Genomic DNA, 24,481 nt, shown 5'->3' on the forward strand with positions numbered 1-24,481 from the left:
ATGCGGTACGCCGCCAGCAGGTGTTCGACCGCCTCGCGTTTCTGCCTGCTTCAGGGCAAAAGCGATCTGCTCTTCGGTATAACGCGTCTTTTTCATGCCGGATGACCTGATTTGTTCAGGGAAAGAAAGGCCGGAAACCCACTTTACGCCGGTACTGAACAAAGGGAAGAGATCAATTTCGGGAGTCAGGAGCACTTCGGCGCAGAATACTTAATTCCTCGGAGCTGTTCTGATATATCAATCTATTTTCCAGGAACCACATAATAAATTCATTATTGTTTTTGACTCCGATTTTTCTCATCATCCTCCTTTTGTAATAACTGACGGCTTTCTCATTCAGCCCTGACCATTCGGCTATCTGCTTCAGCGTCATGCCGGTCATAAAGAACCAGGTGACAGCGACTTCATTCTCATTGAATGACAGGAAGCGTCGGGTATTATCCATAAACGTCACAGCTCCTACATTGCTTAAAACGGATTAAATAATGTCATAAAAAGTTGTCGGCAACGTTATTCTGCCAGGCTGAAAATAACGTATATAAGGTAAAAGCTAATTCAGGGGCTTAGTAAAAATTGCCTCTTTTCCGGTGTCATCTACCAGCGTGTATTCAACGGTCAGATTTTGGCTGTTCATTACCTCCGGTAAACCAAAGCGTTTATTGCCAAAAGGAGCGATCATTCTGTCCATACCCAGCTTTAGTGACTTTTCTTCAGCCAATAACTTCACTTTTACTGAAACAGGCGTCACGTAATATGGCGTAGGATTACTCAGCTCGAGTGAGTGACCGTTGTCGGTAAAGCGAATTTTTATGGCTCCGCCAATACTGTTAATGTCCATACTGCTTTTGAAAGGCCGGTAGATAATTTTCAGCTGGGTGTTTAATCCGACCTCTATTTTATTGGCATTTTTCGCCTGCTGAGACGTTTTGACGCCCGGAATTTCATAAAGATTTATCCAGAATACGGACTCACGGTCATGGGGTAAATCAAGCATTTTTTCCGTGGGCAGTATCTTCAGATTCAAAATTTTACCCGGTGTCATCCTGGCAACTGCCGGAATAACAGCAAAAGGGTAATTTTTTTCTTTATTAATATCGCCGGCACTTCCGTCATCAACCCAGCTCTGAAGTAACACCGGCGCATGACTGTCGTTGTTGACGATGAGCAGGCGCCTGTTGCTGTCCGTGCTGTTGAACAGCACCCTGTCCTGCAACGGCATAATTGTTGCCTGAAGCTCCAGCGAATTAAACAAAAAGATAAAACTGACCCAGTGTAAAAAATATCTCATCACCAGTACCTCACAATAATATGCGCCATCGCATCAATTTTCCCGGGGGTGACAGGTTTAGTGGTGTCAACGATGCCGTAGAATGCGAAATACTGAGATGTGATATCCACCTGAGAGGGGGTGTTTTGAGAACGCGAGGTTTCCCCGTCGAGCAGCGAAAACCAGCCTGTTTGATAATCATTAGTATACGCATTGGTTATAAATCCAACCGTCTTACCGGCAACAGATAAACCTATGCCGACGTTAGACGCATATCCATCCTGTCCGTAATTATCCGATAACGCGTAACGCGACCACGAAACGCCGTTCCCGGGAATAGGATTGTCAGTGCTGAATGCGACCGATATTTTATCAGGTCCAACACCTGCATTCTGGTTAATAAAGCTATTAATGAGCGCGCCACCACACCGGTAGGTTACAGTAAAGTTCTTACCTGTTGTTTCAGAATCAGACTTTAACTCAGCAATAGTGACTGGCGGTAAAATGACAGGGTTGGTGTAGTTGTAGACGCGACATCCCCAGGACGTTTGCGTGAACGTGTTTGCCGAAGAGTAATGCATACCAAAGCCAATCCAGTTCCAGTTACTGAATCCTCCCCAGTGATTGTTACTGTCGGCGCCAGGGACCGTGATATCCTGGTCGTCGTTCCAGCCCGGTCCGACAAAAACCGTATAGCCGTTGGGCTGGGGACAGGTGTAAGCAATACCGCTGGCGGTATCATCCGCAGGGCCATTACACCCATATTTCGCAATAGGATCGCCTCCCCTTATTGTGGAAGGTAAGCGGTAAATTTCTGCCGTCACACCGCTGAAGTCACGGGCATAAAAATTAAGCTTGTTACCTTCCAGGTGCCCGTTTATGGGGGAATGCTGCCAGTATCTTGAGAACACCTTACCGTCACTGTCACGGATGAGTTTGATGCCAGTGAAAGGAAAATAGGTCTGATAGACGCCATCCCCCGCGCTGACGTTGCCACCCACGTTACTGTCGCCATTGGTGGCAAAATACTCATAGGTCTGTCCCTGGTCGGCAAGATCACAGGTATATAACAGCTGATTTTCTCCTTCAGGGAAGGATTGAGCCTGCCCTACTCTGGAAGTAGTAGAGCCTATCAGGCCGGTTGGCATAAACTCAGTGGGTTGAAGTTTTATTGAACCAAAAGTCAAAGGCACGCCGCCTTCTCTGTCATCGCCCTGTTTGGCTTTATAGACAGGCTGGCATTTGGCGAAGGCTGACGATGTACAGAACGTCGTGATCACCAGGGAAATAAAGACTGCATACTTTTTCATATTTAAGGCCTTATTGGCAGACTGCGGTAATATAATTCAGCGCTTTCGTGGAATTAATATCCACAGGCGTATACCGGATGGTGCACTGTTCATCGGGCGCACTGCCCCAGCGGGCAGTCAGTGCCTGACGGTTTTCCAGCCGCAGGTAGGTATTACCGGCCTGGCTTACCGTGGCAACGTTATTACCGCCGGGATCCAAAATATCTGAACCCAGGGGGACATAGCTGCCATCCCCTCGCCTGAGTTGCATCATGACGGGTATGCCCTGTCGCGTTCTGAAGACCACCCGGTTGACGGAACCCGCGTATGGCGTCACAACGCGCTGGCTGTCAATAATATCGACATCCGCAGACTCCCCTTCCGGCGCATCAAGGTTGATGTTGTTACGCCTGTAGGGCATCAGCGAAGGAATGATGGCGTAACCAGAACTGTCGATTTTGATGTTCTGCCCGTTGAGTAAAGTGGCGCCTTCTGCTCCTTTTGCTTCCACAATGGCAAACGTGTTACTCACGGTATGCCCCAGGGTGAGCCCGCCGCTGTGCAATGCGACGGCACCGCTCATCGAACCGGATGCCTGCCAGCTTCCCGGAGATTTTGAGACCGTTCCACTCACGTTGACTTTGGGCAGAATGGTGGCCAGGTTTAGACCCGAACTGCTTCCCGAGCTGTCCCGACTGTAATTCACACCCCACTGGGTCGTGTTGTCTTTACCTGCGCTGCCGGAGAGCGAGGTCTGGTAGCTGTGTTCACTGTTGCTGCTGATGTATGACGCAGACAGTGCTGTATTACGGGTATCACGTCCGAGAGGCACGGAAAAATTCAGCGCAAACTGGGTGTCTTTGTAATATTCCTTGTGCCGATTTTCGTCAGGTACTCCCCATCTCCGCGCGTCTGATATCCGGGTGCGGTACTGTCTGGAAATACTGAAATCCATGTGAATGCCGTAAGGCAGTGCCGTGTTGTATCCCGCCTGATAAGAGGTGTCCTTGTTTCGTCCGTCATAGTAGTTTTGTGAGGAGCCGGAAACATAAATGTTGCCCAGTGAACCCAGCGGCTGACTGAGATTGACCTGAAGGCGGTTTTTCTGCATGTACGTTCCGCCCTCCACCGACGACAGCGGGGTGTCCGAGTTGTTCAGGGCAACGATGTCCTGAAGATCCCGGTAGCCCCTGGTGGAATACCGGTAGCCGGCAAAACTGATGGTGGTACCGAGCGAATCCAGCGTTTTACTGTACTGGGTATTCACCATCCCGCCCTGCGCGACGGTGCCATTTCTGAGTCTGGCATTGGACCAGGTTGCAGAAGTGCCGAATGCACCGAGCGACGAAGAATAAATGACCCCGCCGCTGGCCGCCTTATAGCCGCTGCCGATACGTACCCCGCTGTTTGCCGTTACCGAATTAGAAACGCCATACTTGACGGAAAGCTCGGAAAACTGGTTGTCGCGGCTGTAATCGCTGATTTCGCCGGCAGAAAAGCTATAGTCCAGGCGCCCGGGGCGGACGGAACCCGGCAGTGTAGAGTAGGGCACTGAATACTCAATGATGCTGCCGTCACTTTCCGTCACCCTGACACTGAGGTCTCCACCGTAGAAAGCCGGTGCCAGGTCATCAATTCTGAAGCTACCCGGTGGAACAGTCGTCTCATAAATTTTGTATTTTTTCTGAAAGACTTCGACTTTCGCGTTGGTTCTCGCCGTACCTTGCACCGTCGGCGCATACTGAACCATGGAAGGGGGTAACACACGGTTATCCGTCCTGAGACCTATACCTCTGAAACTGAGTCCGCTGAAGGCATCAGAGTCCGAGCTAAGCTGACCCAGCGACAGCTCACTTCGCAGCGACGGTAAGCCCCGACTGACGTACAGGCGTGAGGAGTGCCATCTGGATCCGAAGCGGTTACGGTTGAAATTTCCCTGCTGCCGGAACTGCCACTTTCCTGCGTTAAAGCCGCTGCTGAGCCCAAGGTAGGTTGAGCTTACCCCGCCTGTATAGGGGCTGTGTGACTCATACTGGTTTACCGTATAATTCGAAAATAAGGCGGAACTGCCTGCCTCAAACTCACTCGACGGAATATAATCATCCGGACGGTGTACCAGCAAAGACTGAGGCACGGTAATGTTTACCCGCAGAGAGGAAAGATCCGGCGCAGCCTTTGCTTCCGGCAGAACGGCTTCCAGAACGTATTTTCTGTCATCACCAAGGGCTTCTGGCTTTTTTTTAAGAGGTAAGCTGTTGATAAAATAACCTGTAAATAACGGCGTTAACGTCTTGCCTTTCCGTTCAAAAGTCAGCGTCTTTTTTGAAAATAATTTATTATTCACGTAAACAGAAACGTCATATTCACCCGGTTTATAAAATGTGTCGTCTCCTGATAATGCGGAAATGTCGCTCAGCCCGCCTGCTCTGAGCATGGCGGGGCTGAATTCATATTCTTCCGCATAAACAGACAAAGTGCAGAAGGAAAGAAGCAGGGAATAAATACTGATTTTCATTTTCTTAAAAATATCACGTCATTTATCTGTAATCAGGAAATTTACTGGCGTGCCATAATCATTAATTATTACCGCATTAAGTGGACCACTGAGATGATTGTCTTTGAGGACTGTGGAATGATTTTCACCGGGCAACAGCGTCACTTGTTCCGCCAAAATCCGCTTCCCATTGCTGATTTCTCTAATGGAGAGAATATTCGGCGATTTGTTGCTAATCACTAAGGTTCCGCTCTGCAACCGGTATGAAATTTTATTTTCATCTTTTGCAGAAAAAGCATTGACGGAAGCCGGCCGGTAGATAATTTTTAGCCGACTCCGAATAATGATATTCAGCCGGTCATCGCCATTTTCATCTTTCCGCACGCCCGGAATCTGAGTGAAATTCAGATAAAAGAGCGACTCTTTATCCTGAGGCAGTTGACTGGACAATAGTTTAACTTTTACCGTCTGTCCGCCCTTCTCTTTAATTTTGAAAACAGGCGGTACGGCAATAAAATCAGGCTTTTCTTTATTATCTGCCTCAACCTGAACAATAAACGGATTTTCGCTGGTGTTATCAAATATAATAGTTTTCTCAGTGGTATCTTCCATCACAATACGCGAAGCGTTCATGACCACAGCAGCATGCGTTACGCCACTGATTAAAAAGAAGTAAACTGAAAATATTTTCAGATAAGTCACAAATTTCATAATTTATTCCAGCCCCGCGAGAAATCGCGGGGCGCAGTTTTTAAAGATAACTGATAGAGTACTGAACGGTCGCTTCAACCTTACCGGCTGTTGCAGCCCCACCGGTAGCAATATACCGCGCGGTATACTGTGCTTCTCCGCTGGTTTCACCCGTTTTGAGCGAGAATGCTTTAGCAAATGCTTCGCCTGACTTTAAATCAATGACATTATTATCCGGATCCAGTAACTGAATTGCGACGTTATTTGCCGGGGAGGAAGTGGCAATGTTTTTCAGGTTACCGGAAGCATCAACATTAGAGGACGCAAAATGCATTTTAATGTCCTGATCAGCTGTTTTAGGATCGGTGCATCCTGTCAGCTTCATGCTGAAAGTCGTAGGGGTAGACGTATTTCCCGTGGTCGAAAGATCGCTGACTTTTGCCGTCTGCAGCAAGACAACCGGTGCAGCTGAAGTTGAATCGTTGATGCTGACATTACACGTCTGGGCGGACACTTCACCCTTGAAACGAATACTGTTTTGCTGTGCTGCATATACACTGTTGGCAGATAATACGGTCAGGGAAACGAACCCGGTTAATAAGGTCTTTTTAAACATACCAGTAATCCTTTAAATTTTTATCTGTTAATAAATATGCTGACTGATGCCTGATTAAATAAATCAAGAGATATAGTTATCAGCATTGTTAATAGTGCTAAAACACTTATCTCATCGAAATAACAAAGCCAGCGAAAACATTTTATGTGAGAAGGGAGATGATCACATCTTTGAATTTCACTAAATTTGTTTAAATTCATATGAATTTTATGTTCAAAGTTATATTGTTGTAAATCAATGGGTTAAATGGTTTTTCATGGTGATTTATGTGGAATGCAAATGTAAACTTGCAATAAAAAGATGTGCTATAATTATATTACTCAATCTGAGTAACTTTCGTATTTACGATCTTCTGCTTCCAGAAGACCTTTCCCGCTCGTTAGGCACAGGTTTTATGCGGGATTATTATTGCTTATTTCACTGGTGGAAAATGCCTTGAGCAGAAAAATCACTCTTAACAATTTTCTGATTTTTGAACCGGATAAAAAAAGAATCACCGGCAGGGGGAACCCGGCGGTTATCAGCGCATCCGCATCACTGTGTCTGGAACTACTCATTGAAAATGTAGGGCTACTTGTCACGCATCAACAGTTTTATGACTATGTATGGCGTCGGTTTGGCACGGAACCTGCTTCAACGACCCTTTACCAGAATATCTCGGCGCTGAGACGTGCACTAAATAAAGCCGGCCTTCAGGAGGATATCATCCGGACCATGCCACGTAAGGGTTTTCTCCTTTCCCCACAGACATCCGTTCAGAGAGAAAGTCTTTCTTCCTTCACACCCGTCAGCACTGAGCCGGAGAGAGCTAATACTCTCTCCGCGGGCGGCAATGAAATGCCAGACCCCAGTCCCACAGATGAAAGGATGAGAACAGCACAGAATAAGCAAGAATCTGATTCTGGAAACAAGAATTTTTTATATTCTGCTTTGACTGAATGTCATTTTTTTCCAGCCTTTCTTAAGTCAAAAAAAACGATGGCCGTAACCTTTATGCTTTTTTTGGCACTTTTGTTTTCGTCTTTTTTTTATATCAGAGCCGGACTGAATTATAATGATGCTGTGTTTGTTTACAGTACTAACTACAAAGGCTGTATCATATTCAATAATGCGGATGGGTGGCTGGGAAAGGATGAGGTCAAGAAACTGGTTGATGAGATGAAAATAAAATGTAGTACAACATCTTATGTCTATCTTACCGCATTCAAACATGCAGACAGTCTTTCCTACTTTGATTGCGAGCATCCGTTGAGTGGGCATGTCAGAACAAACTGCCGTTCGCACTACTATGTGAAGAACCTGAATAATGATTAAAATTACTCTACTGATTATCTTTTGCATTGCTATTTATTTATTTACGCCATTCATCAGGAGCGGGGGAGACACCATTTCATGTAAATCCGATGTGGCCTATCACTGGAAGCAGGACCGGCTGGATTTACTCACTACGCAAACCCTTCATGGCGGAAAGGGCGTTCTTTCAATGTCTGGAATTTTATATGAAAAAGATAAAACAAAAGCTTATCTGAGTAAGACGGTTTCATTTTCATACTTACAGAACAGTTTTTTTTACTACTTCAGGTCTGAGCTGATCATTGATTCCCCTCAGATGACGATGAGCCTTTCCGATCAGAAGAAATGGCTACCCGAATTTTTTACAGAGAACAATATGCCGCTGGTACTCAAGATCAGACCCTATGGTAAAGATGCCTGGGTTTTTTATAGTGAAAATACACCGCTTTTCATCTGTGAGAGAAGCAATTAACGGCTATGCTGCCGGCTAATCACACGCGCAATCTGCGTTCGGCTGATGCGGACTAGAAAAACGTACCCTCAGGGTAAGTGAACCGAATGTACCGGGGTCACTACCCGGTTCCGGCCTTCATGCTTGGCCCTGTACAGAAGCTGGTCTGCCACAGCCAGCGCTTTTTCTCTGTCATCGCCATCTTGAGCGAGTTCACAAACGCCTGCTGAAATCGTGATGTGTATCACTGCAGGGAACTGCACATTTGCAATGTTTTCACGAATACGGTTTACAACCCTTCCGGCTTCGGTCAGCGTTGTGTCTGGAAACAAAATGGCAAACTCTTCACCACCAAACCGGCAGATAATGTCCTGAGTGCGGCATCCTTTTTTTAACAAACCTGATACAGCCACCAGTACCTCGTCCCCGGTATCGTGTCCGAACTGGTCATTAACCTGTTTAAAGTGGTCGATATCAATCAGAGCCAGGCTGTGTGAACCCTGCCCCCCGACAAAAGGTGCAGTGAGTTGATCGAATCCCCGCCGGTTGTGCAGTTTCGTCAGGTGATCCGTCAGGGCATCATCGCGCAGTATAGAAAATGTTTTATTGATGGTTCTTGAATAAGCCTGAAACGCTTTTTTTAGCCTGTCAGCCTCTCGATACCAGGTTTCTATTTCATCCACTTTTCCAGATAGCCGCCCGGCCGTGCCTGAGCTCGTCAGGCGGGTCAGATTCTCGAGTGGCTGTGAAATTCTGGCGGAAATGTACAGGCTCGCAATGACCAGTAGAAGCGCCAGCACCAGCCCGTAGAGGATCACATCTCTGACGATGCGGTGGAGTATTGCGGTTGTCACGTCGGATGAAACGCAGACGAACACATGCCAGTTCGTTTTCACAACGTCCGAATAACCCAGCAGGCAGTCCTGTTGATTTAACCGGGTTTTCACTGCACCATATTTTTTCTCTTTCATTTGCGCCGAGAGGTCCGCACTCAGGTTGATTTTTTTCCCGGTCAGAGTCTCATCCGGTGAGTGAACCACTTCGCCGGTATCAGAAACGATGCTGACAGTCGTCTTATCAGCGTAGAAGTGCTGGTTCAGAAGACGGCTCAGCATACTGCTCTTTGTCAGATAGATTGAGCCTGCCAGATAACCCAGATATTCGCCTGACGGCGAATGTACCGGGTTCGACAAAAAGACGAGGTAGTTTCCCGTATAGGGGGTCACTGGGTCAGAAACAAAGGGGCCTTTTTTTACAGCCTGCAGCTGCCAGGGCGCTACGCTGAGCGAAGTACCGGACGGAAGTAAATTCAATGGAGAAGCGGCCACAATCCGCCCCTCGGGTGACAGGGCCAGTACGGAACTGAACATGTCTGACTGCAGACGGAGTCTGTCGGTTTCGTACTGCAACGCCTGCAAATCCCTGTAACTGGTTATCTGTCCGGCGCTGAAAGCGAGTTCCTTCTGGGCCGTCCGGAACATGTTATCGGCAGTGTTGGCCAGCTTGCGTGCATATGCAGTGTTGGATTCAAGGATACGTTGTTCGGTCAGGTTCTTTAACGCAAAGCCGGTCACTATGGAAAGCAGGATTGCTGTAAGGAGTATGCCGCATACCGAGTGCAGACACAGCAGACTCTTCAGTGAGGGCTTGTTGAGCATGGGTTGTCCCTAAATGACTTGTTATTTGTGCTGCCGAATTAATGTTGGTACTGACAGTTAACAAGATAGGGGCGGTTAAGCAATGATTAAATCAAAATTATTGTTCATACGAATATAGCATGAGGCCATTTGCAGACGACAAATCCAGCTGACCGTTCCAACGGGTCATGTTATGACCGTTTTATACAAAGCAACCTGAGAACAGAGCCAGACTTCCTTTTAGTCGTGCTGTTTATCTCATGCTGAGAATTCACCTTAAGCGCCGTATTACAGGTAGAAGTGAATCACTCTGCTGACATATTGCCCCTGACCAGAAATCCTGCTCCATTCAGAAACAGAATTCCGGCATGATAAACACTCTCCTGAACGGAGGTGGTGCCGATGAAAAAGTCACGATTCACTGAAGAGCAGAATGTTTTTGCCCCGAAGCAGGCCGGGCAGGGGGCGTCCGTGCCGGATGTCTGCCGCAAGCTGGGCATTTCTGATGCCACGTTCTATACGTGGCGAGGGAAGAGATCAACTGGCGGAGCGGTATCCGGCGTAGGGTTTTGGCCTGATGTTCAGGAAGTTACGTCAATCAGGAATGGAGTGGAATGCGAAGCGGGTTTACCGGGTTTATCGCCTGCTAAAGCTAAATTTCCGCCGCAAAAGCAAAAAACGCTGACCCAACCGACACCCACAGCCTCTTACTGTTCCGGTTAATATGAATCATTTCCGGTCAGTTGATTTTATGAGCGATGCCCTGACGGATGGAGGCGCCGCCTGTTCAGCGTAGTGGAGGATTTTAACCGGGAGGCATTGGCAGTTGATGTTGATTTAAACATATCTGCTCATCGTGTCATTCGGGTTCTGGAACGTTTGAGCGAGGAAAGAGGTTATCCGGTTTGTATTCGCAGCGATAACGGCGCGGAGTTCACAGTGGCAGCGTTAACCGAATGGGCAGAACTTCACAGCATAATACTCGATTCATGTTTTAAGAGAACGTTGTTAGTAGGGAACAGCAAATAAAATGGATAATTTAACAAAGCTATTCCCGGACGTTGCCGATGCACGGAGCATTGAATCTGTTGCAATTGTAGAGAAAGATTATTACATCGTTGAGTTATTGCGATTCCTCCAGCCTCTGGCCTTTGATACCCATCAGCTGGTTTTTGCCGGGGAACGGCACTGTCAAAAGCGGGGATCTCTTTGAACAGGATATCGGAGGACATGGACATTAAGTTTGTCTCTGTCGCCGGTTTTTTCCAGCAATATTCCAGAGGTTGGCGTAAAAAATATCCGTAAAGATATTATTAAGACCATCACCGAAACGATTGTAGCTTCAGGTGTTTTTAGCATGGATGGGGAGTATCCAAAGGTTACTCGTGATGAAAACCGCTATAATGAAATCCCGGTGCGTTACCCGCAGAAATATGCACTAGCTCCTCGCTTAAGGCCATTTATCAAACTGGAATTAATGGAAACAGATTTGCTTGAGGCTGCGGAAAACCGTGTTATTAGCTCATTGGTAATGGATCTAACAAAGAAGGGCGAAGTCGTGAGGGCTTTCCCCTGCGCAACTATCGCCAGCACGTAGGCTGAAAAGCTGATTTCGATGATGCGCAGAACGGCTGCAAATATGTGTAATGTGGAACGTGCAGTGGATGGGTCACTGGTGCGTCATATCTACGATAATTTTTGTATTGTTAGAGAAAAAGGTGCTGACGTTTCTGTTTTAAAGCACTTGGTTCAGGAATGCATTGAGCAGGATATTGAACGTTACGGCACCAACACCCTGAATTCTGCGAGTCACCTGCTTAAGAACTAAAAATGGGGCTGAAGGAACTCGTGAGTAACTCTGTATACAAGGAACGCTATCTACAGTTCGTCACACTAATGATATTCGGTGAAAGCCACGTTTCTTGGGAAGATGCGTATGCTTGTTTACGCAAAACTGCATTGGATGTGATTGATGCATACCGACAGAGATATGCTCGATTGTTAGTCACCTTCCAAGGGATCTTCTCCCTGAAAACTGTGCCTGACTATCTTGCCAGAGTCAGAGCCACGCCCGCTCTGACAATCTAAAAAAAAAACCATCCATGGCATCCATCGATCAGACGTTTCCAATCATATCGTCAACCGTGCGCGCCACGACGTATTGGGCGGGGTTTTCCCCGCTGGCCAGGGCCTGGAAGTGCGCACGTCCGCAGACGATTTTTGCCTGCTCTTTATCGCGCAGATCGTCGGAAAACAGGCTGCTTTTGGTTTCCACCACAAAGTAAAGGCGCTGGGCGTCTTCCTCTTCGATCAGCACCGCCCAGTCTGGATTGTAGCTGCCAAGCGGGGTCGGCACCTTAAACCATCCCGGCAGTTTGGCGTAGAGCTTCACGGCGGCGTTTTTCTCCAGCGCGTCGGCGAAGTCCCGCTCCTGAAGCGAGTCGTACACCACATGTTCATATATCGATTTGCGGGTCTCTTCCAGCATGTTTTTCAGGTAGCCCGTCAGGGTTTCTTTTCCGAGCAGCTCCTGTGCGTAAACGTCATGCTCCCCCAGTTTTCGATAGACAATCCCCCTGACCAGCGCCAGCTGTTTGCAACGGTTGATCACCTCGGCGGCCAGTTCGATAAACTGCTGCGGGTTGCGTCTGAAGTCGTCCAGGCGCTCGCTGGCGGTCAGGATACGGGCAAGGCTGCGGCGCGTGAGGCGAGTCCTGTCCTGTAAATCCGTCAAAATATCCGGGAGTTCACGATATGTTTCGTTCAGCGTCACCGACATTGCGCCGTTTTTCTCAGTCGCCGCCACGCCCGATCTGCCGATAGCGATATCCGCCTTGCGCCACTGAAGACGCGTCCGGCTTATGTCTGGCGCCGCCTGCAAACCCGCGATGCACTCGGATATCAGCTGCTCATTATCGAACCGCAGGCGGTAGGTGGTTTTATGCTTGATGCGATCCCACAGCGCGCGGAAAGCCTCACTGAGGTACAGGGCTTTGCCATCGCTGCCTTTACGCAGCGGTACGGCACGACGTTCATCGGCATTTTTGATGATAAGGCGGCCGGAGATTTTGCGCAGCACCTCGACGATCGGCCCGCGCTGCGCCTCGAATTCGTCAGGAAGCGACAGCGTGCCGTCATTCAGCGCCTGTTTCAGCGATTTCTGTACTTTGCCTCTGGCATCCAGGTATCCCTGCGCCTGCAGGCTTTGCCACAGCGTTTTAGACCGGTCAACGCCCAGCGGGGCTGATTTTCCGTCCACGTCCATTACCGGGATCGCGGCGAACTGGTGCGGTTCGATAATCCCGAAGCGGATGCCGGTATCCCTCTCGATTTCCGTCTGAAGCTGTTCGGCAAACTGCTCGTAGCTTTCGGTGGCGATCACCGTCAGGGTGTTCACGTCAAAGCCGCGTACCCGCTCGCCCTGCTGGTTGACGCACAAACGCAGACCACGGCCGATAGTCTGGCGGCGTTCCCGCTCCGTCTGGATATCGCGCAGCGTACAAATCTGGAACACGTTGGGGTTGTCCCAGCCTTCTTTCAGCGCCGAGTGCGAGAAAATAAACTGCAACGACGTCTCGAAGGAGAGTAATTTCTCCTTCTCTTTCATGATCAGGTTGTAGGAGCTGGTTTCAATGTCTTCTTTTCTCGCCGATTTTTTTAGTTCGAGGTCGGAGAAAGGCGTGATCACTCGCTTATCAATGGAAAAGTAGCCGTTGTGCACCGCCTGTGCGAGGGCCTCCGGGTCGGCGTCAGCAAACAGGCTCTGATAGGCAGGGAGTTTGCTGGCACGTCGGTACTCTTCCTCGAAGATCGTCGCGTAGACGCCTTTTAGCGGCTGGCCGCTGGCGTCGTACTGTCGATACATCTCGACGACATCGATAAAGAACAGCGACAGCACCTTGATGCCCAGCGGGCGCAGGCGCAGCTCCTTGTCCATATGCTCGCGGATGGTGCGGCGGATCATCTCACGTTGCAGGGCGAGCGCATCCACGCCGCCGTGGGCCTGTCCCTGCCGCAAGAACGCTTCGCCGCCGGGATAGCGCAGCTCCATAAACTGCGCGCCTTTGGCGGTGCTGATTTCACCGATGCGGAAATCGGCGTACAGCGAGCGGCGGGAGATCCGCGCCAGATCGTCGCCGTCCTGCACGCTTACTTCCTGGCGTTTGATACCGCCAGCGGTCGCGATATCCAGCTCGATGGTCGCGCAGATGTTGCCGCGCTTGCTTTCGGCTTTGATGAATCGGATAAACGGCGCGTCGTACGCGTCTTCGACCGTAGCAGAGGCGACCTCAATCTGTTTTACCAGCTTACGTTCGTAGGCATCCACCGCATCCAGGCGATACAGCATATGATGCTGGTTGGCGTGGGTGGCGGAGTAGCGCAGCGTACACAGCGGTTCCATCGCCGCCAGCGCCTCTTTACCTCGTCCTTCCAGGCCACCGTCGACGCTCTGCGGTTCATCGACGATGATCACCGGGTGCGTGGCCTTAATCAGGTCGATGGGCTTCTCGCCGCCGGTCTTTTCGCCGTTTTTGTAGAGGTTGTTGACGTCTCTTTTGTTGATTGCCCCGACCGTCATCACCATGATCTGAATGTGTGGGCTGGTGGCAAAGTTACGGACCTGGCCGAGCTTGCCGGAGTCATACAGGAAATAGTCGAACGTCACGCCTGCGTAAAGCCCCTTGAAGTGATCTTCGGTGGTTTGCAGGGTTTTATAGACGCCTTCTTTGATGGCAACCGATGGCACCACAATCACGAACTTGCTGAAGCCGTAGCGTTTGTTCAATTCAAAAAGGGTGCGCAGATAGACGTAGGTTTTACCTGTGCCGGTCTCCATTTCAACGGTGAAGTCGCCGGAGGTTAGCGCACTGGATGGCGGCAGGCCGTTCCGCAGCTGGATATCCGCCAGGTTTTGCTGTATTGCATCGTCGGGCAGGGTCAGACGGTTGCCAACCCCGAGGTCGGACTCGGCGATCCCCAGTGACATCTGCTGCGACTGCGCGTCGGGCGTTTGCCGTGTGACCGTAAATTCGGTGCGGCACACTTCCTGTCCGCGAAAGAGGTCGCATACCGACTCAATAGCCTGTCGCTGATAGTCTAAGTTTGGTTCAAAATTCAGTTTCATCAGAGCATTCCAAGCCAGTTCACAACAGCGGATGAGGTATGTGCATTATCAGGCATGTTTTTCGAATCCGCGCCTATGTTGATGTTTTTGGCATCCATTGAGGTGATGTGCTGTAGTCGTATTTCTGGTTTTTTTGTCGAGTAATACAGCACAACCAGCGGAATATGGGATGACTGCGAACGCCGGTAACGCGCGGCCAGTGCCTCCAGCCGCTGGTACTTACGGCCATCGGGCGTCGGGTAATATTGAGTCACTACATGTTCGCCAATCGGCGCATCCAGCGTGTGCTTTTTGTATTCCACGATATAGCGGATCCGATCCCGGTCGTCGACAATCACCGCGTCCGCGTCGCCAGGGAAAGCGGCGTTTGTCTTCGACAAGGCGCACTCCACCGCGCTGGTGCCGTAGGTCAGGCCTTTACTCCCGACGGAAACCGCGCCGCCTGAATGATGTTGTATACGTGCTTTTAAGTGCCTGACAGGACATTTCCCGAACTGAGGCTCCCCGTTTTGCCCCCTGATAATCGCCCACATGGGCGTATCGTCATTAATATCGCCAACAGGAATTTCCGGCAGCAGAATGACGGACACCTGTTGGCCGCAGGGCGCGACGATACGCTCCAGCTCGGTAAATTCCTGAAACGTTCCGCCGTCATAAAACTGCGCCAGGATCTTATCTTCGCTGATGTTGTCGAGCGTGTCCCCCAGGTCCAGCCGTAGCTGGCGGGTCATCCAGATGCGATCCGCCACCACAAGCGGCGTCTGACGCCAGTCGACAAAAAAGTGGAAGCTTACCAGCCGCCAGCCGTCAGGTAATGACGGCACGATCCAGTTGCCTGGCTCCGGGCCAGAGGTTACCCGACATCTGTCCGTGCATAACGCCTGTTGCAGGGGGGCAATAACCATGAGAGCCGTCTTCCTTATAAGCTGCGAATGTTTTTAATTCCGGACTGCTCCAGAATCGCCGTGACGTTCAGTTTCGCCATATCGTCAGCAAAGGCATCATCAAGGAAGACGCAGGTAGGATCTGCCGACGGGGCGAGTTCGCGACGCCACTCAACAATCCCCTCCGCCAGCGCTTCCACATCGTCTGTGGTAATAGAGGGGGCCAGGCAGGCGATTAACGCGCCGCCCGCCACCGAAGACACCTCGTGGCCTGCAATCGTCTTCGTCACCACGGGGACGCACAGCTCAAGCCCCAGCTTCAGCAGCAGTTCGCTGAGCACATCCGCCGCGCTGCGGCCTTCGAGGATATGCGGCGCGGTGTCGAAGAGCGATTGCTCCAGGCTCTCTGGTGCCGGGTCCCAGGCGCGGATATTGGAGTTGCTCAGGCGGTAGACGCGAAAACCAAGATCTCCTTGGTAGTCCTCGTGACGCTTGCGCAGCGCGGCGGCAGCGCGGCGGATCCTCTCCGTTGTCATATCCGCAATCGTGCTTAGCGTCATCCCGTGTTCACTCACCGGTCTGGAAAGCGGATGAGGAAGCTGAACGCAGATGAAGCGGCGGTTGCCGTTGTCCTGCGCATTGGATCCCATCACCGCATGCGCGGTGGTGCCGGAACCGGCGAAGAAATCCAGCACGATGTGTTGCCGATCCGCGCTGGTCGCCAGGTGGATCATGCGTTGCAGCAGGCGGACGGGTTTCGGGTTGTCGAAAATGCCGCCCAGATCCAGCGCTTTAAGATCGCTATTCGCCTCATGGTTATGCCCGACCTCCTGATACGGCCACAGGGTCACCGGCGTAACGCCTTGCTTGACCTCACTTAAGAACGATTTTCGCTGTGGCGTCAGGCTACCGTCTTCCCCAAACCAGATCTCATCACCCTCGTCCATCTGCCGCATGGCGGCATCATTGAACCGGCGGTAGGTGCCTTTCGGCGGTGCCCAGGCGGCGCCGTTTTTGAAGGTGAACGCTTTGGTGTTGGTGCCGCTTTTGGCATGCAGCGGCGTGGCTTTCCACGGGCCTTTCGCGTGGTTGTCCGGGTTGGTGTAAGCCTTAAGCTGATCCTCATTACGCTCCTGGCCGTTGAGCGTGACCCGCTCTTTGTTTTTGCCATAGGCGAGGATATGGTCGTGGTTATCGGAGAACCATTTTGCGTCGTTGGAGCGGGTGTATTTCTTCTGCCAGACGATGTTGGCGATAAAGTTTTCTTCGCCAAAAATTTCGTCGCAGACCTTACGCAGGTTGGCGACTTCGCCATCGTCGATGGACATAAACATCACGCCGTCGTCGCTCAGTAAGTTACGGGCCAGCTTGATCCGTGGGTATATCATATTAAGCCAGTCGGTATGAAAACGTCCGCTGGCTTCCGTGTTGCTGCTCAGCTTCTGCCCGTTCTCCATCTGCCCGGTCAGTTCCAGATAGTTTTTGATATTGTCCTGAAAATTGTCCGGGTACACAAAGTCTTTGCCGGTGTTATACGGCGGGTCGATAAAGATCAGTTTAACTTTACCGGAATAGCTTTTTTGCAGCAGTTTGAGGACTTCGAGATTATCGCCTGCCAGCATCAGGTTCTGGGTAGACTCCCAGTTAAGGCTGACTTCCGTGGCCGGACGCAGGGTGCCGGTGCTCGGCGTCAGCGCAAGCTGGCGGGCGCTGCGCTTCCCATGCCAGCTCAGGCCGTATTTCTCGTCGGCGTCGGTGACGGTGCGGTCACCCACAAGTCCTTTCAGCACGTCAATATTAACCACAACGCCGTCTGGCCCTTCGGTGACAAGCTCAGGAAACAGCGCGTTGAGCCGTTCAATATTTCCTGCTGCCAGATCGGCAGAGTGAGCCTCGTTACTGTTGATGGCGATTTTTTTCATGGTTATCTCAATAGTCCATTTAGGCGTGGCGGGGTGTAAATCTTAAACCAAGCGAGGCGTTTTGCGTATCTTCTCACACTACAGTGTGGTCTTCAGCGCCGCAATCCGATGTTTTAGCAGGCAGGGCTTTACTTTTTGATTTATCGATACCGCTTTGCGGCATTGATTACGCGGGGCGTTAAGGGAGATTTTCAGCGCTTTCAGCTGCGGAAGCCTGGGGGCAGAGGGGGGGCAATTTGAGGGGGGAAAGAGTCCGGTGGGTAAGGCCCGGTGCCCAGGCCTCACCAATACGCTGGCGAATGATGACCCGCTTTAGTTGAACACGATAGAAGTCATAAATCGTTCGTCAGCTTCAACCGAGACGGAGGCCGTTCAGGCCCCTTAATGACTTTTCTTAAGGGGCTTTTAGCTTGTCACACATTAACAGTCTGGCGTAACACGCCACTTTCTGAACGTTAATCCGCGCTCATTACCAGTACCGCGCTGCCGGTAAAGTCACCGGTATCGACCGTACTGTTGGCATTTTTCAGCAGGACAAACTCAAACTGGCTGCGGCCAATGCCGCTGACCAGCTGCGTGTGTACGGAGTCACCCGGTTTCACCAGCTGACCGCCCTGCAACATCTGTACTCCGAGGTTGGCGTTAGACGTCTTTATCGTGTCGCTGGCAAAGGTGGCGCTGTCGGCCGAAAGGGTAATCGCCACCGACATGGATACCGGGTTATTACAGTTATAGGGAACTTCGACCTGTCTTCTGAACGGACTGTAAGAACCGGCGCTGGTCAGCTGCCATCTGGCAACCTGGCCAAAGTCGATATCAATGTTGCGGCCGCCGTTAATCTCGCAGCTGCCTGAAGTAAATATGGAATCATTGGCGGCGATAATATTCCACGTGAAGTCCTGTGGATCCTGCGGACCGCCGGTGGTGGTGGCGTATTTATGCAGTTGCAGGGTTGCCAGCGTCTGGCCTTTGGATATTTTGACCAGCTGACCGGGGGTGTCCTTCATTGAGTAGTACACCTGAATCGGGACATTGTGGTAATTGCTGTCGCCCCCTTTCGGCAGGGTAAAAACGTTCACCTGGGGGAGCGGGAAGTCGTATTTCCCCCCGTTGATCAGTGCACCGGTGTCAAATGCCGTGGGCAAGGTGGTCGACGAGGCGTTAGCCTGGGTTTCCATATAGTCGCTGTAAGTTCCCGGATTATCGTTCTTACATTCGTAGTACTGGCCGATATCAAAAACCACCTGTTCGCCGAACGTCAGCGTACGGCTTATCGGTACGGTCACGGAGGAGTTACCTCCCTTGAGGCTCTGACCGGTCTGCTTGTTGCGGCAGGTATAGGCCGATGCATCAAGGCTGATAAAGAACAGCAAAGCCGCAGCGACAAGGCCGGGAGTAGAACGTGTTGATAAACGGGTAAATCGCATGGGCTTTCCCTTACTCATAGCTCAGTCTGAAATCAACAACCGCCTGGTACGGTCCGGCGATCGGCGTTGCCGGCGTTCGCTCAGGCACGGCGTAGTAGGTCAGTTGGGCGTTCCACGGGGTGAGAAACAGCGGCATTCCCCTGCTGCCCAAGCGGATATCGCGGTTCTGGTCGTCCAGAATGCGCAGACCAACGCCGGAAGTGCCTTTAAGTTGGATCAACTCCGGCTTTTGCATGTCGCTATTGCCGCTAAAACTTAGCGTCACCACGGGCTGTTTCGGGTCCCATACTCGTCCGGCGGTGCGCCGATCCTGCTGGCTGCCTCCGCTCATCATGCAGTCACGCAAATAAAGCTGGAAGGCAACGGGCGTACCGCGATCGCCAACGCGCCTCAGGCTCGACAGCGGGGTTGTACCCATAGCCACTTCCTGACGGGCTGACTGCATATCCAGCCGACAGGCGGCGGCGCTTAGCGCGCCGGTGACGTGCAGCACGCCGTTTTCGCCTTCAACATCCCAGTTATCCACCGTGGCCAGCGCGATCGCCGGGCATAATAACAGCATGGCAATCGCGCCTGATCTGACGATGTATCGTCCGTTACGGACTTCATGATGCCCGGTTCCTGCCATCGTTCTCTCCTCCGCGATGGGCTGAGTCTGACGACCATACCCTATCTGTTTTATCCGTTAACTATCCTGCAACCCGTGCCGACGTTCAGCTTAGCCCGGCAGGTTCTCTTTCACGCTGCAGGTTGCGCCGTTGCAGCTAAACACCAGCTTCGGACGGCCGCCAAAGTCGTTGATATAGGTCAGTACCGGCGTACTTCCGAGGGTTTCCGCGCTCAGGGTCAGCAGCGATGAGTTTTTTGGGGCGACCATCAGCGGATTAAAGCTGGCGATGTCCTTCCCACTCTGCGACGTTTCTGCGGCAACAAGGGTGACGAAATAGGGGGTGGGATTATTCAGGCGGTACTTGTCGCCTTCGCGCGTCAGGGTGATCTTTTTCTGCCAGGGATCGTTGTACTCATTTTGCCCCGCCTGCAGCCTGGCCGGTCGGTAAAACAGCTTGATGCGTGTTTGCAGCGCAATTTGCAGCGTGTTAGGTTTTTCACTGCGTGGCGGAATCTCGCGTAGATTGAAGTAAAAAAGGGATTCGCGATCCTGCGGCAGTGCATTTAGTGCCGGGGTACCCTGGATTTTTACCTGACTTTTTGCCCCTGGCTCCACCCGCTGTAGCGGGGGAAGTATCAGCAGCGGGGACTCAATCTTGTTCCCCTTATCGTCCTCAATCCATCCCTGTGCCAGATAGGGTAGCTCTCTGTTCTGATTACTGATATTCACGCTCATGGAGTGACTCCCGCCGTTGAAAATCACGCGGGTGCGGTCGAGCGCGATGGCCGCGCTGGCCTGCTGTACGCCCGCAAGCAGTCCAGCCGTCGTCAGGGTTACTGCCGCCAAATATTTCATCACCGATCTGTTCACTTTATCACCTCATTAGCTCTCGCCGGGGGAGGGAAGCTCACCCCGGCGTGCGTCATCTTCATCCGGCCTTTACAGGCCGTTCTCTTTCTCTACGGCATCGTCTTTTGCCAGGTCATTTCCTGCTGCGCGACATGGCAACAGCAGGTTGCTGGTCAGCGGCGGCAGCGGCGAAGGCAGAGAAATAACGCACTGCGTTTTTCCATTCCAGCGCACACGCATCGTTTCACCAGGCTTAATGCCGGTTAACCATGCGCTGCCATTATCACCAACGATGCCGGTTTGATAGTGGTTCTGGTTCACTACGGTGGCGCCAAACGGTGGAGAAGAACCATCCGCCAACCGCAGGCTCGCCATCGCTTTTTCTCCGGAAATGACGCCGAAGCGGCGGTAGCCCACGGCACCTTCGGTCAGCGTGCCTTGCACCACCGAGCGGGTGGCATCCACGTTATCCGGCAGGGCGTTAACGTCGACCGAGATGCTGTTGCGGTAGTAACTGTTTACGTCGCTGACAACCGCTTTACCGAAATGGTTACTGTGGCTGAGGCCGCCATAACCACGTATCGGAACATCGCTGACGCCGTCGGTATCGACCATCATACGGGTGCCTCCCATCGCGTTAATCCTGTGCGCCGCGGCGCCCTGCGGCGTGGCGGTGAGACCGCCCTGTAAACCCAGTCCGACCGAGGAGTATCTTCCGCTTTCATAGCTGGCATTGGCGGTCATCTGCGCCATATCGCCATCATGAGTGAAGTAACCGCTGGCCGCGCCACGACCCTGCTGTGCGACGCCGGTTTTAACGTTGTAGGAGTTGTTATCGTCGATACGATCGTAATAACCCACCATATTGCTGCTACCGCTACTGTTGAACTGTCCGTCATAGGTGAGACTGGCAGTATTTCCCCAGGGTACGGTCAGGCTAAGGAACATGCCGTCGTCATCGCGATTGTTATAACTGTTACGATAGGCCGAGAGGTTAACGCTGACGTTGTGCACGCGTCCTACGTTGAAATAGCGCGACAGCGACAGGTTATAGTTGTCGTTAGCCGGGCGATCCCAGTAAGTACGATGGCTATAGTTGATATAGGAGCTGATCCCGATATCCGGGAACTGCTTATTAAAGGTAACGGTATAAAGTTCTTTGCTGCTGCCGTAGTTGTTCCCGTGATAGCGGGTATCAAGGTACTGCGTCATACTCAGATAGTCGCGCTCGGAGAAGCGATAGCCGGCAAAGGTCACCTGGCTGTCATACTCGTCGAAGCGTTTTGAATAGCTCAGACGGAATGAACGCCCGCTTAACGTTCCCTGCTGTGGCAGGTTGGCACGCGACTGGGTAACGTCGAATGCCAGCGCGCCGAATGACAGCAGATCGCGCCCAACGCCCAACGCCGCAGAGTTGTAGTCGCCGGCCAGCACGGATCCGCCGTACAGCGACCAGCCGTTATTAATTCCCCATGAGAGTTCGCTGGCGGCGAATCCCGGACCCTGGGTGTTATGCTTCAGGTCAGAGGGTTTACCCAGCGCTAACTTATAGCGCAGCTGGCCTGGTCGGGTCAGATAGGGAACGTTGGCGGTGCTGACCTGGAAAGTGCGGCTGGTTCCGTCCTGTTCCTGAATTTTTACATCCAGCGTACCGGTGGTCGCCGAATTAAGATCCTGGATGCGGAACGGACCCGAGGATACGGTCGTTTCGTAAAGCACACGCCCCTGTTGGCTTACCGTGACTTTTGCATTGGTCTTAGCCACCCCGGACACTTCCGGCGCGTAGCCGCGCAGGTTAGGCGGCAGCATATTGTCATCGGAGACCAGGCTGGCGCCGAGGAAGCGGAAGCTGTCGAAAATGGTGGAGTTCAGGTAGCTCTCACCCATCATCAGCTTGGCGCGCAGCGATGCAATCGCCCGATACGCGTAGTAGCGGCTCATATCCCAGTTATTGTTGCTGCCCTCGTCCTTACCGGTAGAGTGGTCGTAACCCCCCTGCCAGTCGGCACGAAATCGCCATGCGCCGAGGTTAAATCCGGTGGTGCCGTTACCGCTCAGAGTCTGGGTTTCGTGGCCTTTAGACTGATGGGTACTCTGGGCATTCAGGTTATAATCGAACACCAGCGCGCTGATACCGTTATCCCAGCGTGAAGGCGGATCCCAGTTGTCAGCAACGTACTCCAGATACGCCTGGGGAACGTTTATGTATAGCGATGCACTGCCTAAATCACCACGGGCAGTCATTCCCTTCAGAGAGTCTAATCTCAGACATTGCGCATTGTTCCACCAGCGCAATTCACGCATGGCGGCCGCGGTGAAGCCGAGCTGTTTGACAATTTCCGGCGTCAGGCAGGGTATGCTGCCTTTCGGATCGTCTTCGGGCGGCATAAACGTAATGTTTTGCTCGCGCAGCTCGTTTTTGTTGATTCGGACAACCATCTGATATTGCCCCGGCATCAGATAATCAGCTCGGGAGAAATCACTCAGATCGATTTTGCTGCGGTCTTTAACATCCAGCACATCGGTGTTGAACTCGATCGTTTCTACAGCCAACGCCGGAAGATTCACCAATGCAGCTAAAGCCAGCAGCGCGGAAAGAGGGCGTACGGCGAAATAGCGGTAGACATTCATCAGTAATAGTCCAGCTTAAAGCGAATAGTGGCGGCATAGGTGCCTGCACGCAACGTTTGACGGTTGCTCACCAGGCGCAGCGTGTAATCAAGACTTGAGTTGCCGGGTTGCAGTTTGCCACCGGCCAGAGGCTGCCCAGGATCGGCAAGGTTGCCATTGGCATCGGCAATTTGCAGCCCCACCCCTTTGCCCTCTCCGGATACGGCAAACAGGTTATCGTTGGTGGTTGCACCGTCAAAGGTGACGCTGAACCTGGAAACCACAGGCTGACCCGGTTTTAGCGGGGTTAGCACACAGTTAATTAATCGAATGGTAAATGGACGGGTTGGCCCCTGACCGTCGCGCATGATTTGGCTGACAGGGATCACCGACATATCAATACTTTGGTTACGATCGGCAACATCAATGGCACAGGGGGTATCGATAATCGATCCCTGCATTTCAACCAGCCCGTGCCCTTGATCGGCCTGGCGGTCAGCAAAAACCGCTGAAGGCATCAGCATAAGGCAAAGTAAAAAAACAGAATTGTGGCCTGTGACCATCGCTCCCCCTTCCCGTTGGTAACCGTTAACTTCTGTAAATCAGGCGCACTGAGGCGCCTGTCACAACGTTTCAGGCTTACTGGTAGGCGAGAGTAAAGTTAGCGACCGAAGAGAAATCGCCAGGCACTACAGCGACATCGGCAGAATCACCCTGCAGGTATGCAGCATAAGAAAGCGTGTTGTTACCGGTCTGCACGGAAGTTGGCAGTGATGCGCTGCCCAGGTCGATTGCCGCACCATCACCATTGGTGATAACCAGCGCTGCACCGGAAGCCTGACCGACTAACGCCAGGTTTTTAGGCTGTGCTTTAGACGCCGTACCGGTAAAGGTAGTGGTGACGGTTTTGTTGGTCAGTGAAGACACGTCGCAGTTTTCCAGCTTGATGTAGAAAGGACGCGCGGTTGACTTACCGGTGTTCTGCAGAGCCTTGTTAGAGATCTGTCCCATATCAACAGTCTGGTTAGCTGTTTCTGGGGTGATTGAGCAAGGTGAATCAATAATAGATCCTTTAAAAGTCACGGTACCGTGACCCTGATCAGCAGCGAAAGCGGCACCGCTCGCCAGTACAAAACCTAATCCTAATACGGCTGACAGTTTATTCAATTTCATTACTTCTATCTCCTTAATAAAACACATTGATGCACTACGCTAAAAAGCGAGAAAAGCTGCCCCATCCCGAAAGGGATAGACGCGTTTCCAGCTAACTTGTATAAAACGTTAAGTTAAGAGTAGGTCTATGGATTTTAAGTAAAC

Annotated in this window: 18 protein-coding genes and 3 pseudogenes; 5 read left to right on the forward strand and 16 right to left on the reverse strand. The window is 51.6% G+C overall.

The annotated features are described in order from the left end of the window. Positions 1-172: 172 nt before the first annotated feature. The 6 genes from ETA_RS03055 to ETA_RS03080 form a co-directional block, all read right to left on the reverse strand. Entirely contained in the window at positions 173-445 is a 273-nt protein-coding gene (locus ETA_RS03055; protein ID WP_042958569.1) for a helix-turn-helix transcriptional regulator, read from the reverse strand. A gap of 105 nt (positions 446-550) precedes the next feature. Next, a complete protein-coding gene (locus ETA_RS03060) occupies positions 551-1,219 on the reverse strand; it encodes a fimbrial biogenesis chaperone (RefSeq protein WP_231853297.1) in 669 nt (222 codons plus the stop codon). A 68-nt stretch (positions 1,220-1,287) separates the two neighbouring features. Further along, on the reverse strand, positions 1,288-2,577 hold the full coding sequence (locus tag ETA_RS03065; protein WP_012440145.1) for a fimbrial protein: 1,290 nt from the start codon (positions 2,575-2,577) through the stop codon (positions 1,288-1,290). A gap of 10 nt (positions 2,578-2,587) precedes the next feature. Then, positions 2,588-5,071 (reverse strand): fimbria/pilus outer membrane usher protein, encoded by a 2,484-nt coding sequence (locus tag ETA_RS03070; protein WP_012440146.1) that lies wholly within the window; start codon positions 5,069-5,071, stop codon positions 2,588-2,590. 18 nt (positions 5,072-5,089) lie between these two features. After that, positions 5,090-5,761: a fimbrial biogenesis chaperone gene (locus ETA_RS03075; protein ID WP_012440147.1), complete on the reverse strand. Its 672-nt coding sequence runs from the start codon at positions 5,759-5,761 to the stop codon at positions 5,090-5,092. 40 nt (positions 5,762-5,801) lie between these two features. Beyond that, positions 5,802-6,356, reverse strand: a complete 555-nt coding sequence (locus ETA_RS03080) for a fimbrial protein (protein ID WP_012440148.1) — start codon at positions 6,354-6,356, stop codon at positions 5,802-5,804. 435 nt (positions 6,357-6,791) lie between these two features. On the opposite strand from ETA_RS03080, the gene ETA_RS03085 reads away from it, so the two are divergent. Together ETA_RS03085 and ETA_RS03090 are read left to right on the forward strand one after the other, a co-directional pair. Then, complete coding sequence (locus ETA_RS03085) at positions 6,792-7,670, forward strand: winged helix-turn-helix domain-containing protein (protein WP_042958572.1); 879 nt, start codon at positions 6,792-6,794, stop codon at positions 7,668-7,670. After that, positions 7,663-8,121: a hypothetical protein gene (locus ETA_RS03090; protein ID WP_012440150.1), complete on the forward strand. Its 459-nt coding sequence runs from the start codon at positions 7,663-7,665 to the stop codon at positions 8,119-8,121. Before ETA_RS03085 ends, ETA_RS03090 begins: the two co-directional genes overlap by 8 nt. A gap of 68 nt (positions 8,122-8,189) precedes the next feature. On the opposite strand, the gene ETA_RS03095 is transcribed toward ETA_RS03090, so the two are convergent. After that, positions 8,190-9,758 carry a sensor domain-containing diguanylate cyclase gene (locus ETA_RS03095; protein ID WP_012440151.1) on the reverse strand — a complete coding sequence of 523 codons (1,569 nt, stop codon included), beginning with the start codon at positions 9,756-9,758 and terminating at the stop codon, positions 8,190-8,192. 381 nt (positions 9,759-10,139) lie between these two features. Here ETA_RS03095 and ETA_RS20530 point away from each other — a divergent pair. From ETA_RS20530 to ETA_RS03105, 3 pseudogenes are all read left to right on the forward strand, one after another. After that, positions 10,140-10,271: pseudogene (locus ETA_RS20530) on the forward strand (transposase); the annotation flags it as partial. 7 nt (positions 10,272-10,278) lie between these two features. After that, a pseudogene (locus tag ETA_RS20645) lies at positions 10,279-10,724 on the forward strand (DDE-type integrase/transposase/recombinase); the annotation flags it as partial. 43 nt (positions 10,725-10,767) lie between these two features. Further along, positions 10,768-11,714: pseudogene (locus ETA_RS03105) on the forward strand (nucleotidyl transferase AbiEii/AbiGii toxin family protein); the annotation flags it as partial. Between the two features lie 139 nt (positions 11,715-11,853). Here ETA_RS03105 and ETA_RS03110 read toward each other — a convergent pair. The 9 genes from ETA_RS03110 to ETA_RS03150 all read right to left on the reverse strand — a co-directional run bounded on the left by ETA_RS03110 (position 11,854) and on the right by ETA_RS03150 (position 24,337). After that, the gene (locus ETA_RS03110) at positions 11,854-14,862 is read right to left on the reverse strand and encodes a type III restriction-modification system endonuclease (protein WP_012440154.1); all 3,009 of its coding nucleotides are present in this window, start codon (positions 14,860-14,862) and stop codon (positions 11,854-11,856) included. Beyond that, positions 14,862-15,767 carry a hypothetical protein gene (locus tag ETA_RS03115; RefSeq protein WP_012440155.1) on the reverse strand — a complete coding sequence of 302 codons (906 nt, stop codon included), beginning with the start codon at positions 15,765-15,767 and terminating at the stop codon, positions 14,862-14,864. Before ETA_RS03115 ends, ETA_RS03110 begins: the two co-directional genes overlap by 1 nt. A gap of 14 nt (positions 15,768-15,781) precedes the next feature. After that, the gene (locus ETA_RS03120; protein WP_012440156.1) at positions 15,782-17,668 is read right to left on the reverse strand and encodes a site-specific DNA-methyltransferase; all 1,887 of its coding nucleotides are present in this window, start codon (positions 17,666-17,668) and stop codon (positions 15,782-15,784) included. Between the two features lie 455 nt (positions 17,669-18,123). After that, positions 18,124-19,095 (reverse strand): fimbrial protein, encoded by a 972-nt coding sequence (locus tag ETA_RS03125; protein ID WP_012440158.1) that lies wholly within the window; start codon positions 19,093-19,095, stop codon positions 18,124-18,126. 10 nt (positions 19,096-19,105) lie between these two features. After that, positions 19,106-19,723 carry a fimbrial protein gene (locus ETA_RS03130; RefSeq protein ID WP_012440159.1) on the reverse strand — a complete coding sequence of 206 codons (618 nt, stop codon included), beginning with the start codon at positions 19,721-19,723 and terminating at the stop codon, positions 19,106-19,108. A 90-nt stretch (positions 19,724-19,813) separates the two neighbouring features. Beyond that, positions 19,814-20,560, reverse strand: a complete 747-nt coding sequence (locus ETA_RS03135) for a fimbria/pilus periplasmic chaperone (RefSeq protein WP_042958575.1) — start codon at positions 20,558-20,560, stop codon at positions 19,814-19,816. 84 nt (positions 20,561-20,644) lie between these two features. Further along, the gene (locus ETA_RS03140; RefSeq protein WP_012440161.1) at positions 20,645-23,185 is read right to left on the reverse strand and encodes an outer membrane usher protein; all 2,541 of its coding nucleotides are present in this window, start codon (positions 23,183-23,185) and stop codon (positions 20,645-20,647) included. Further along, positions 23,185-23,727 (reverse strand): fimbrial protein, encoded by a 543-nt coding sequence (locus tag ETA_RS03145; RefSeq protein WP_012440162.1) that lies wholly within the window; start codon positions 23,725-23,727, stop codon positions 23,185-23,187. Before ETA_RS03145 ends, ETA_RS03140 begins: the two co-directional genes overlap by 1 nt. 76 nt (positions 23,728-23,803) lie before the next feature. Next, complete coding sequence (locus ETA_RS03150; protein WP_012440163.1) at positions 23,804-24,337, reverse strand: fimbrial protein; 534 nt, start codon at positions 24,335-24,337, stop codon at positions 23,804-23,806. Between the last annotated feature and the right edge of the window lie 144 nt (positions 24,338-24,481).

The sequence above is a fragment of the Erwinia tasmaniensis Et1/99 genome (assembly GCF_000026185.1).
In the GTDB taxonomy this organism is placed as follows: Bacteria; Pseudomonadota; Gammaproteobacteria; order Enterobacterales; family Enterobacteriaceae; genus Erwinia; species Erwinia tasmaniensis.

Bases quoted from the DNA above. Each gene is read 5' to 3' on its own strand.
- ETA_RS03055 (WP_042958569.1), bottom strand. From the start codon at position 445: ATGGATAATACCCGACGCTTCCTGTCATTCAATGAGAATGAAGTCGCT.
- ETA_RS03060 (WP_231853297.1), bottom strand. From the start codon at position 1,219: ATGCCGTTGCAGGACAGGGTGCTGTTCAACAGCACGGACAGCAACAGG.
- ETA_RS03065 (WP_012440145.1), bottom strand. From the start codon at position 2,577: ATGAAAAAGTATGCAGTCTTTATTTCCCTGGTGATCACGACGTTCTGT.
- ETA_RS03070 (WP_012440146.1), bottom strand. From the start codon at position 5,071: ATGAAAATCAGTATTTATTCCCTGCTTCTTTCCTTCTGCACTTTGTCT.
- ETA_RS03075 (WP_012440147.1), bottom strand. From the start codon at position 5,761: ATGAAATTTGTGACTTATCTGAAAATATTTTCAGTTTACTTCTTTTTA.
- ETA_RS03080 (WP_012440148.1), bottom strand. From the start codon at position 6,356: ATGTTTAAAAAGACCTTATTAACCGGGTTCGTTTCCCTGACCGTATTA.
- ETA_RS03090 (WP_012440150.1), top strand. From the start codon at position 7,663: ATGATTAAAATTACTCTACTGATTATCTTTTGCATTGCTATTTATTTA.
- ETA_RS03095 (WP_012440151.1), bottom strand. From the start codon at position 9,758: ATGCTCAACAAGCCCTCACTGAAGAGTCTGCTGTGTCTGCACTCGGTA.
- ETA_RS03110 (WP_012440154.1), bottom strand. From the start codon at position 14,862: ATGAAACTGAATTTTGAACCAAACTTAGACTATCAGCGACAGGCTATT.
- ETA_RS03115 (WP_012440155.1), bottom strand. From the start codon at position 15,767: ATGGTTATTGCCCCCCTGCAACAGGCGTTATGCACGGACAGATGTCGG.
- ETA_RS03120 (WP_012440156.1), bottom strand. From the start codon at position 17,668: ATGAAAAAAATCGCCATCAACAGTAACGAGGCTCACTCTGCCGATCTG.
- ETA_RS03125 (WP_012440158.1), bottom strand. From the start codon at position 19,095: ATGCGATTTACCCGTTTATCAACACGTTCTACTCCCGGCCTTGTCGCT.
- ETA_RS03130 (WP_012440159.1), bottom strand. From the start codon at position 19,723: ATGGCAGGAACCGGGCATCATGAAGTCCGTAACGGACGATACATCGTC.
- ETA_RS03135 (WP_042958575.1), bottom strand. From the start codon at position 20,560: ATGAAATATTTGGCGGCAGTAACCCTGACGACGGCTGGACTGCTTGCG.
- ETA_RS03140 (WP_012440161.1), bottom strand. From the start codon at position 23,185: ATGAATGTCTACCGCTATTTCGCCGTACGCCCTCTTTCCGCGCTGCTG.
- ETA_RS03145 (WP_012440162.1), bottom strand. From the start codon at position 23,727: ATGGTCACAGGCCACAATTCTGTTTTTTTACTTTGCCTTATGCTGATG.
- ETA_RS03150 (WP_012440163.1), bottom strand. From the start codon at position 24,337: ATGAAATTGAATAAACTGTCAGCCGTATTAGGATTAGGTTTTGTACTG.